Origin of the sequence: [Clostridium] symbiosum ATCC 14940 (assembly GCF_000466485.1) — a bacterium.
In the GTDB taxonomy this organism is placed as follows: domain Bacteria; phylum Bacillota; class Clostridia; order Lachnospirales; family Lachnospiraceae; genus Otoolea; species Otoolea symbiosa.
The window spans coordinates 15,277-25,349 of the sequence record NZ_KE992980.1; the positions used below are offsets into that span (position 1 = coordinate 15,277).

The 10,073-nt window shown below is 47.6% G+C and carries 8 protein-coding genes; 5 read left to right on the forward strand and 3 right to left on the reverse strand.

The window, feature by feature from the left end; translation table 11 throughout:
- The first annotated feature begins 568 nt into the window (after positions 1 to 568).
- Together CLOSYM_RS16465 and CLOSYM_RS16470 are read left to right on the forward strand one after the other, a co-directional pair.
- Positions 569 to 1,921, forward strand: coding sequence for a sensor histidine kinase (locus tag CLOSYM_RS16465; protein WP_003504953.1), 1,353 nt, complete (start codon positions 569 to 571; stop codon positions 1,919 to 1,921).
- Positions 1,922 to 2,082: 161 nt separating this feature from the next.
- Complete coding sequence (locus CLOSYM_RS16470) at positions 2,083 to 2,754, forward strand: class I SAM-dependent methyltransferase (RefSeq protein ID WP_021642988.1); 672 nt, start codon at positions 2,083 to 2,085, stop codon at positions 2,752 to 2,754.
- A 132-nt stretch (positions 2,755 to 2,886) separates the two neighbouring features.
- On the opposite strand, the gene CLOSYM_RS16475 is transcribed toward CLOSYM_RS16470, so the two are convergent.
- The 3 genes from CLOSYM_RS16475 to CLOSYM_RS16485 all read right to left on the reverse strand — a co-directional run bounded on the left by CLOSYM_RS16475 (position 2,887) and on the right by CLOSYM_RS16485 (position 6,407).
- On the reverse strand, positions 2,887 to 4,464 hold the full coding sequence (locus CLOSYM_RS16475; RefSeq protein ID WP_009296808.1) for a BCCT family transporter: 1,578 nt from the start codon (positions 4,462 to 4,464) through the stop codon (positions 2,887 to 2,889).
- Positions 4,465 to 4,522: 58 nt separating this feature from the next.
- On the reverse strand, positions 4,523 to 5,323 hold the full coding sequence (locus CLOSYM_RS16480; RefSeq protein ID WP_242828692.1) for a carbon-nitrogen hydrolase family protein: 801 nt from the start codon (positions 5,321 to 5,323) through the stop codon (positions 4,523 to 4,525).
- 157 nt (positions 5,324 to 5,480) lie between these two features.
- On the reverse strand, positions 5,481 to 6,407 hold the full coding sequence (locus CLOSYM_RS16485) for an alpha/beta hydrolase (protein ID WP_003504947.1): 927 nt from the start codon (positions 6,405 to 6,407) through the stop codon (positions 5,481 to 5,483).
- Positions 6,408 to 6,773: 366 nt separating this feature from the next.
- On the opposite strand from CLOSYM_RS16485, the gene CLOSYM_RS16490 reads away from it, so the two are divergent.
- The 3 genes from CLOSYM_RS16490 to CLOSYM_RS23870 all read left to right on the forward strand — a co-directional run bounded on the left by CLOSYM_RS16490 (position 6,774) and on the right by CLOSYM_RS23870 (position 9,996).
- Positions 6,774 to 7,634, forward strand: a complete 861-nt coding sequence (locus tag CLOSYM_RS16490; RefSeq protein ID WP_003509518.1) for a MurR/RpiR family transcriptional regulator — start codon at positions 6,774 to 6,776, stop codon at positions 7,632 to 7,634.
- Between the two features lie 396 nt (positions 7,635 to 8,030).
- Entirely contained in the window at positions 8,031 to 8,921 is an 891-nt protein-coding gene (locus CLOSYM_RS16495) for a DUF6282 family protein (RefSeq protein WP_044902662.1), read from the forward strand.
- A 94-nt stretch (positions 8,922 to 9,015) separates the two neighbouring features.
- Positions 9,016 to 9,996 (forward strand): GNAT family N-acetyltransferase, encoded by a 981-nt coding sequence (locus tag CLOSYM_RS23870; protein ID WP_021642993.1) that lies wholly within the window; start codon positions 9,016 to 9,018, stop codon positions 9,994 to 9,996.
- Positions 9,997 to 10,073: the final 77 nt, after the last annotated feature.

Consider the following 10,073-nt stretch of genomic DNA (forward strand, 5'->3'; position numbering starts at 1 on the left):
GTCCCCTGCGGAATTGATTCTGCCTCCTTCCCCCGGGAAGAGGATCGGCGGGACCAACGACTCCGCCAAGGATATCGGCCCCGTCCGCTGGCCTGCGGCGGCTGAGTGTCTCACGCTTTAAGTGGTGATGGGGGGTCTTGTCGCGGCCACCAGATATTACTTGACTTGACAATCTGGGGCCTGACCGGATGAACGTAGTGGCTGCGACAAGTTCCTCACCCCCTTGAGGCAAGAGGACAATCAGCCGCCGGAACGGACAGCGGACAGCGCGATAACCTGGATCTGAGTCTTTGGTCCCGCCGATCATCTTCCCGGGGGGGAAGGAGGCAGAATCAATTCCGCAGGGGACATAGGAGTCCGACAGTGCTTAGCGAGGTCCTTCACGAGCTTAGCACTGCTTCGCACTCCAAAGAGCGCAAGCGCTCCCCGAAGGAATTCATTCTGACCGGATTCCCCTTTCACGACAATCTTCAAGCCGGGACCAAAGACTCAGATACCAATCCCCCGTCCGCCGGCCGTTCCGGCGGCGTCCTCATCGACTCAATCAAATCTCTATGAAAGGATAACCATGTTTAAGAAGGTACAAAAACAATTGACAATACTCTACACTGTCCTTACCGGCAGTATACTTATCATACTTCTGGCCTTTATTTCTTACCGCAATATTTCGATCAGGGAGCAGCAGCAGGAGACTGACTTCCATAACCTCTGGTTCTCGGTCAGCTCCCGCCTGCAGTCCTACTCCTTCATCAGCGACGCTTATCTGGCGCAGATGGAAGTCACAAACCAGGCCGTTATTTATATAGAAGAGAATAGTTCGCCCCTCTTCTTCTCCGGCGCATGGACGCCTCCGACTGAGAGAGAACAGCTTATAAAAGCGGCAGTCACTGCGGCCGGACAGGAAGGTGTGGATCCCACACGCCCGCCTGTCTCGTCCTCCGCCAGCCAGACCAGCCTGCTCCGCATCCAGGGCCGCAAAGGCGATTGGTATTACGGGCGTGTTATGGTGCTGCCCACAGCGAAGGGCGCTAAAAGCCTTCTGATGCTCTCCTATATTACACCGCGATCCGTCCTGCTGCGCCAGGGTCTTTCACTCTTTGTCCTGACCGGAGCGGCCGGAATTCTCGGCATCCTGGTTATCAGCTGGTTTCTGACCGGGCGGGCGCTTCAGCCTGCAAGGGATGGAATCCGGAAGCAGAATGAATTTGTCGCAGCCGCCTCACATGAACTGCGTTCCCCTCTGGCCGTCATCCGCTCCAGTCTCTCTGCGCTGGAAAGTGAACTGCCCGGGGAAACAGGCAATCAGAATCAAACGGTCACACTGAGACAGCTCATAAAAAATTCCGACAGGGAATGCCGCAGAATGGCGAGACTAGTGGGGGATATGCTGCTTCTGGCGTCCTCCGACGCCGGAAACTGGGAACTTCACTACACACAGACTGAACCGGATACGCTTCTGATTGAAGCCTATGAAGCTTTCCTCCCGCTTTGCAGGGAAAAAAATATAAACCTCATACTGGAGCTTCCAAAGGAACCGTTCCCGCCGCTTCTTGCCGACCGGCAGAGACTGGAGCAGGTAATCACGATTCTCCTCGACAATGCCATCTCCTATACTCCGGCCGGAAAGGAAGTACGGCTGAAAATGTATAAAAAAGAAGGCAGCAGGCGGATCAGCGCCGGTTATTTCAGAACCGTAATTGAAGTTGCCGACACCGGAAAAGGGGTGCCCGATGAGATGAAGCAGAGAATTTTTGACCGTTTTTACCGGGGAGATGCCTCAAGAAAAGATAAAAAGCATTTTGGACTGGGACTCAGCATTGCAAAAGAGCTGACAGAGATGCACGGCGGAACTCTGGCCGTCCACGATAATCCGGGCGGCGGCAGCCGGTTTGTTGTGACGCTTACCCTGCAGCAGGCATGATGTCTTCCCGTTTATGAGATATGCGTTTGACAAAGTAAAAATGTGCTTGTTGCGATTATTTGATATTTTGTTTGACTTACCTACTGCTCCTAACATACAATTAAATCAGAAACCGGAGGGCCAGTATTTCACCTATCTTTATAGAAAAAAGGAGGAGGTATATGAGCAGCTATTATCAGGATAATTTAAATGCAAATGGACTCTACCAGGTATATCAGACCGAACTTCCAAGAATCCGGCAATATCTTCAGGCAGAAATTGACTACGTAAAAAAAGCTCTGACCGGCAATGAACACATCCTTGAAATTGGAGCAGGATACGGACGCATCATGAAGGAACTCTCTCCGGCCGCTGCCGCCGTCACAGGCATTGATCTTTCAGATAATTCCGTCCAGCTCGGAAAAGAATACCTGAAAGGCTGCACCAACTGCCGTCTGCTGACAATGGACGCTCACAGTCTCACTTTTGACGGTGAGTTTGACGTGGTAATCTGCCTTCAGAACGGACTGTCGGCCGTTAAGGGGAATCCCGGCGAACTGATCCGGGGCTGCCTGAACGCACTGAAGCCGGGAGGCACGGCGTACTTCAGTACATACAGTGATAAAATCTGGGAAACCCGCCTGGACTGGTTCCGGGAACAGGCCCGTAAAGGCCTGCTAGGCGAAGTGGATGAAGAAAAAACAAAGGACGGCGTCATCATCTGCAAGGACGGCTTCCGTGCCGACACCTTCTCCAGACAGGATTTCATCTCCCTGGGAGAGGCATCCGGGTGCCGCTATGAGGTGGATGAGACGGATAGCTCCAGTTTGTTTTTGATTATTTATAAACATTGAGGTGGATGCGGGCGGGACGGCCGGAGGACATAATGGCAGAACGATAACCTGCACGCTTTGCGCACAGGTCACCGCCACCAATATAAACAGCAGTCCGATGCATACCAGATGGCATGTACCGGACTGCTGTTTTTACTGCAAATCAGTAAGAACATCCTCCCCATCCTTTAATGTCTTATCATATTTCTTATGATTAAATATCAGAATCGCGCAGCTGATTGTCGTTCCAAGCATAATGATCCCCGCAAACATGCCGCCGAAATTGGCAATGATCTTAACTCCGTTAACGCCAACCGTGGCTATCATAATGTAGGCAAGCGTCATAACGATAACGCCCCAGGCGATTTTTAACCAGGCAGGGGCTTCCGGGCTGTCAGGCGTGATTCCCTGTGTGGAAATACCGGCCATTGCAGTCATATTTGAATTGCAGGCAGTGACAACCGACAGAAAGATAAGAAGCAGGAACAGCGGAATAATCACCTGTGAGAACGGCATGCTTCTCAGCATTGAATAAGGAACTGCCTCCACACCTACGTTATTATATACGCCAACCAGATCAACCGCTCCGCTAATCTGGGCAAACAGGGAGTTTCCTCCTACAAGAATCATCCACAGAGCGCTTACCATTGCACATACGCCCACATATAATCCCAGCGTCTGTTTAACTGTTCTTCCATAGGCAATCCGTCCCATGAAAGCTCCCGATGTCGGCGCCCACGCCATCCAGCTCGCCCAGTAAAAGGTGGTCCACCACTGCGGCCACTGGCTGTCGGCGGAGGCTCCTGTCAACAGGGATTTTTCAAAGAAGTTTGCAACAAATCCGCCGAAAGCCTCTGTTCCCAGATTGAATACAAATGCAGTTGCACCGAAAAACAGGAGGAAAAGAAGGAAAACAACATAGCCGTAGACATTGATGTCGGCACATAATTTAATGCCCTTCTGAAGTCCGGAAACTGCCGTAGCAATAAAGATGGCTGCGATAACAATGGCCACAATCATCCACATGGATGCATTGCTTGGTATTCCGGTCAATTCCGCAATACCGCCTGACATATTCATGATTCCCTGTCCCAGGGAACCTGCCATGCCCGCTCCGATGCAGAACAGGGTCATGGCATCGATAATTTTAGAGGTGTTTTTATTGTCCGCATATTTTCCAAGCACCGGAGCCATTTCGGAGGTGATGGAAAACGGCCTCTTTGCATTATAATACATAAAACCGAAGACAACCGCCGGAACCGTATAAATTGCGTATGGAATAAACGTCCAGTGCAAAAACATCGTTTCCATGGAAAACTTAAGCGCTTCATTGCTCATCGGAAGAATTCCTGTCAGCTCCGTGGGAGGAGCGCTCAGATGGGCAATTGGCTCCGCAGGTCCCCAGAAAAGGACGCCCGCCGCCATAGTCGTTGTAAGGGCAATCGTAAACCATGAGAATGTGGAGATTTCCGGTTTTGCATCCTCACCTCCGATTCTGACATTTCCAAATTTAGAAAATGCGGCCGCAATAGCTACGAGAACTGTGCCCACCGCGATAATACTGAAGACCCATCCTACGTTTGCAATAATCCAGTTATTGATATTATTGATCAGGTTTAAAAATGTATCTTTGCTGATAAGGCTGACAACAACAATCAGCAGCAGCAATATAAACGGCGGGAAAAATGTCATTTTCCGCAGCTGCATGTTACCGTTCTTATTCTTTTCCATGAAACTTCCTCCTCCTTTGTTGTCTTGACCATTTCTCAGTTACTGTGAACAGTAACATTTATCTATCTGACAGAATTTTATAATCTTCCGGATGCCGGTCGGTCAGTACGGTATTAAATTCCCGTTCCTTTGCAACTCTCTCCAAGTCAATTTCCTGATATAAAATTCCTTCCTCCTCAACATCAAAAGCTGCCAGTACTTCCCCGATTGGACTGATAACCTGACTTTTGCCCGCAAAAATTTCCTCCCCGCTCTGTCCGCAGCGGTTAACCGCCGCCACATAAAGCAGATTATCAATAGCGCGGCAGGCAAGATTTAAATCCCACCATTCTTTAAAATAATGGCTCGCCCTCCATGCAGACGGTACCAGCATCAGCTCGGCGCCGCGAAGCGCCAGAATACGGCTCGTCTCAGGAAAGCATACGTCATAACAAATTACAATACCTATCTTTCCAAGCTTTGTATTCCATACCGGATACTCGTTTCCTCTCTGGAAATAAGTCCGTTCATCCCCCACCGGGTGGGATTTGGAATAAGTTCCTTCTATCTCTCCCTCATCATTAATCAACACTGCCGTATTTTCAGCCTCACCGTTTGCTGCCGCATAAATAATCGGGGCAGCCAGATAAACCGACAGCTCCGCCGCCAGTTTCCTCATAACCGTAACCGATTCGCCGTCCAATGGCTCCGCCATTTTCTTCATGGCCGGGATGTCACTTCCCAGATATCCCGTATTAAATGCTTCCGGCAGGCAAATCAGTGAAGCGCCGTTTGCAGCGGCTTCCCTGACCATCTCAGACGCCTTCCTGAGATTTGTTTCCTTATCTAAAAAAGCGAGATCCATTTGGATTAATCCCAATTTATATTTCCTCACCCTTATCCCCTTTCTGCTGTCAAAAAGACTCCCGTTTGGCGGTGAAAATGGCCCGTTTACCGACTTTTCACCGCCCGTCTGATGGCATAAATTACAATCGTAACAGTTCAGACAGCATGAACTGCTACTTGCCCCCCTGAACTTACAGATATTTATTGAAAAACTCTCCCATTGCATCCGCAAGAGCCTCAAACTTCGGATCTCCGTCGAACATCCACTCGTTATGTTTACCTTCTACATAATAAAGCTCTTTCGGTTCCTTTGCAAGGCGGTATGCCTCCTCCGCCTCTATTTTGTCATGGAGTTCATTATATCTGCCATGGCCAACAAACACGGCTTTGGGAGCCAGTTTCGGAAGCGTGGCTTCGATATTAAACCGGAGGAAAGACTCTGCGTAAACGCTGGACATTGGGGTCGGGAATTCTTCGCCTGTCGTCTGATTGGCCTTTTCTGAAACACCGCCGTCGATTCTCTTCAGCGTCTGATCAACATAGAAATCACCGCTCTCGTCAATATTCGGATAAAACTCATAGGGATGTCTCAGCACCGGATCGCCTGTTGTGGCACGTTTAATTTTATCGTCCTCCAGAGCTCTCAGCATTTTATGGTACTTATCATTTCCCATTCCCATACGCATCCAGCGCACGCCGTCAACAAAGGAATTAAGTGTGGCAACCGCCTTTACCGCATCCTCTCTTGCCGTGACCTCCACACATACGGCTCCGCCTACGCCCCAGCCGATTAAACCAATTCTCTGCGGATCAATCTCAGGCTGCGCTTTCATGAAATTCACCGCTGCCGCCACATCTTCCACTTCCCTCTCCAGTGTGGTATATTTTTCTCTTCCCTCGCTGGGCTTAAATCCACGGTAATCAAAACCCATGCATACATACCCTTTCGCAGTCATCGCCCTGGAGAACAAGGCGGGATATACCATGTTAAGTCCTGTCCATCCAGAGTTTGCAATAATACACGGCCGTTTCTCCCCATCTTTATAATCATCCGGAAGATATACCGTTCCTGCCATCTTGTCACCTTCACTGTAAAATACTACTTCCCTTGTTTTCATAACATATCTCTCCTTTTTGTTGAAATACTAAATTTATTCCTTGTTTTTCTCTATATCCCTGTCGCAATGTCACTATACATCTTTTTTTGGTATATTTCAACCTTTTATCATCGCAATATTCCTTTTTCATCCTTTTTGCCAATTATACTCGGCTGTTTTTGTTCAATTTTACAACAAAAAGGTTCAAATATGCCTTTTTATAATTCTATTAATTTCTTTTTGTTTTATAATATTTGACACGGATTTCCGGCTGCCGTATAATAAACATAACTTTACTGTTTAAGGCATGACGAGCTGCCCAATAGCCGCATTGCGGTCTGAAAATCTAACTATAACGACTTAATGAATGAAAAGGAGACGTTGTTTATGGAAAATAACATTCTCGATACTATCACCCAGATAAAAGATGTACTGCCCAAAAAGCAGAGAACACTTTGTAATTTTATTGTTTTGAATTATGTGGAAGCCGGTATGATGACCGTAGCCGAACTGGCGGAACGTTCCGGAGTCGGAGCAACTACCGTTATGCGTCTTGTTAAAACGCTGCATTATGACAGCTACAGCGATTTCCGCCGCGCTTTACTCAATGTATCCCTGAAGAACAATGCCTCGTCTTACATTGGAATTAAGAACAGTTTTCAGAAAGCTTCCAGCAACTCTGATTCAGATATCCTGCATGCGCTCTGGTATGACACCACTCATACGGTTGAAAATTTCATTACGCCGAAAAATATCGAGCAGCTTGACAAGGCTATTACCCTGATGATGGAGGCATCCCGAATCAATCTGCTGGGACTTCGCTCCTCGCGTACTGTATCCCTGTACCTGGAATCGGCCATCGACCGCTTCTATCCTCATGTCAGGCAGCTCAGCAACGAAAGCGAATTCTTGTATGATAAAATATTCCGCCTGAGTGCGGAGGAAGATATTATTATCATTTTTTCGGCCTGGCCCTGTACCAAACGGACAATTGACGTATCTGCCATCTGCCGCGATCGCCACGTGCCAATCATTCTAGTTACAAACACGTCCCTGAATCCGATTGCCCGCTATGCCGATATTGTTATCGATACAAACTCTGTCAACAGCGGCTGCGGTATTCTTCCGCTTATGTTTATAGCAGAGGCCCTCACTGCCGAACTGGCCCGCCGGCTCGGCCCCGATTCCATGAAAATACTTGAGGAACTGGAATCAGAACTTGATAAAGCCGATGTCTTTATGCGGTAATCTCTTTCATGACGGGCCGACACGCTGTGCGCCGCGTGAACAGGCCGCCGTCTTAATAGGGAGGAAGGAAATTACGATTTTACAAAGATTTTCAGCCCATAAAAATCAGAAAATATAGTTTGTCTACCATACTAAAGGCCCAAATAACGGGCCTTTTATTTTTCGGTTCGAATCGGCCCGGCCAATCATCTTATCGCCTTGGAATCCCCCCCCCGTCTGTCTCCTATTCCCGCTCTTTTGCCACGTCATTCTACCGCCCTAATCAATAAAAGCATAACAATACCATTTAAAAAGTATTTTTATTCCGTTTTGAAAATACAGTATTTACTATTCCTTTTAAAGGTGTTACTATATCCTTATCTCAAAAACGGTATTTTTATTCTTATTGGAGGCTTTATGAAACAAATGCACTTTATTTCGGAATCATATCGCCAAATTGCAAAAGAGCTGATTAAAGGGGGTTATGATCTCCACACACATACCGAACCCTCTGCTTTTCACCGGGCATTAGACGATTTTGATCTCGTCCGTGAGGCCGGAGAGGCGGGCATGGCGGGTGTCCTGATTAAGGCGCATTACGGATGTACGGCGGCCAGGGCAGCTCTGGTGAATCTGCACAGTAACAGCGCCGCAAAGGCATTTGGCGGCCTGGCTCTTAACCAACCTGTCGGCGGTCTCAATCCCTATGCCGTAGAAAACTCCCTGAAAATGGGAGCTGTCATCATCTGGATGCCCACCAGAGATTCTGAAAACTGCCTGAAATTCGGCGATATGCCGGGAGATTTTTTCCAACGCCCCGGTATCTCAATTTTTAATGAGAACAGAGAGCTGAAAAAAGAGATATTCGAAATCTTTGATATTATAAAGAAATACGGCGCCTGTCTCGCCACGGGCCATCTTGATACGAAAGAGGCCTATTTACTGTGCAAAACGGGACGAAAGCATGGTGTCAATATGATATTAACACATCCTGAATGGAATCGCACCAAATCCAGCGGGGCAATTCAAAAAGAACTGGCCGATACCGGAGTCCTGATCGAAAAAAACTGGCTGAACATTGCCGAAGGCTCTGTTTCTGCTGAAGAAATGGCATCTAATATCAGAAATTCGGGCGTTAATCACGTATATCTGTCCACCGATCGGGGACAGGCCGGGTTTGAACATCCCGTGGAAGGAATGCTTTGTTTTATAGAAACCCTTTTGGCACAAGGTTTTTCAGAAAAAGAAATAAAGACTATGCTATGTACGGTTCCCGGTTTTATTGTGAGCCGGAATACTACTGGTTAACAGTTCAGACGGCCATTGACAAAGCCTGTTTTTTATTATACATTGAACACAGTTTAGATATGTTCACAAGCGAGTCAAGAAAGGAATACGACAGATGAAAACACTACTCCTCTATGCAACCAAGTCAGGCGCCGCCCGGGAATGTGCCGAACTGCTGGCAAAGGAGCTGACGGACTGCACTGTATGTGATCTCAGGCATGCCATCCCCAATCCCGAATTATTTGACACGATTATAGTCGGCTCCGGCATCCGGTTCGGTAAAATCTACAAACCGGCTGCAAAGTTTATCCAGCAATATAAAAATGTACTGCTTACTAAATCGGTTTCTTTCTATTTCTGCAATTGCGAAACTGAAACATTTCAGAATGCAGTCGAAAAAAACATTCCGAAGGAACTGCCCATGCATGCGGATTGCATAAAATCCTTCGGAGGAAAAATGCCGTTTAAAAAAGCACAGAATATGAACTGGCTGAAAACAGAAAACAAAGATGCCTTCCTTAAAGCCGTCCTGCCGGATAAAGAAAAGATAAAACTAAATTTCAAGAGACTGACCTCGGCTGAAGATGCCATGTATCCAGCCGCAATGGCCTTATATGCCATGAGCTTCCCCGCCCATGAGCAGAGGGAAGAGGCATCTCAGAAAAAAATTCTGGAATGCAGTCAATACCATTTTGACTTGATTTATGACGGAAACGCTTTTGCCGGAGTCATCTTGTACTGGGAAACAGAGAACTTTATTTATGTAGAGCATTTCTGCATCAATCCAAAGATGCGAAACCGAAGATATGGCCAGAGGGCCTTGGAATGGTTGGGGAAAAAGGAGAAAACCATAATTCTGGAAATCGATCCGCCCTCGGATGATATTTCAATCCACCGAAAGTCGTTCTATGAGCGGTGCAGTTTTAAAGAGAATGCATTTTCACATGTACACCCGCCGTATCACAAAGGAAATACCGGACATGAGCTGGTAATCATGTCTTCCCCCGGTACCTTGTCTCCAGAAGATTATGAGTCGTTTCATTCCTATCTGAATCATACGGTTATGAATGGACTCTTCCCGGCAGATATGCCGTAAGCTTCCAAACACGTCGCCGGCATCGCTGGATGGAGAAGGAGACACTGTGGTTTTGTTTTCGCAGGGCGGAGCCGGAG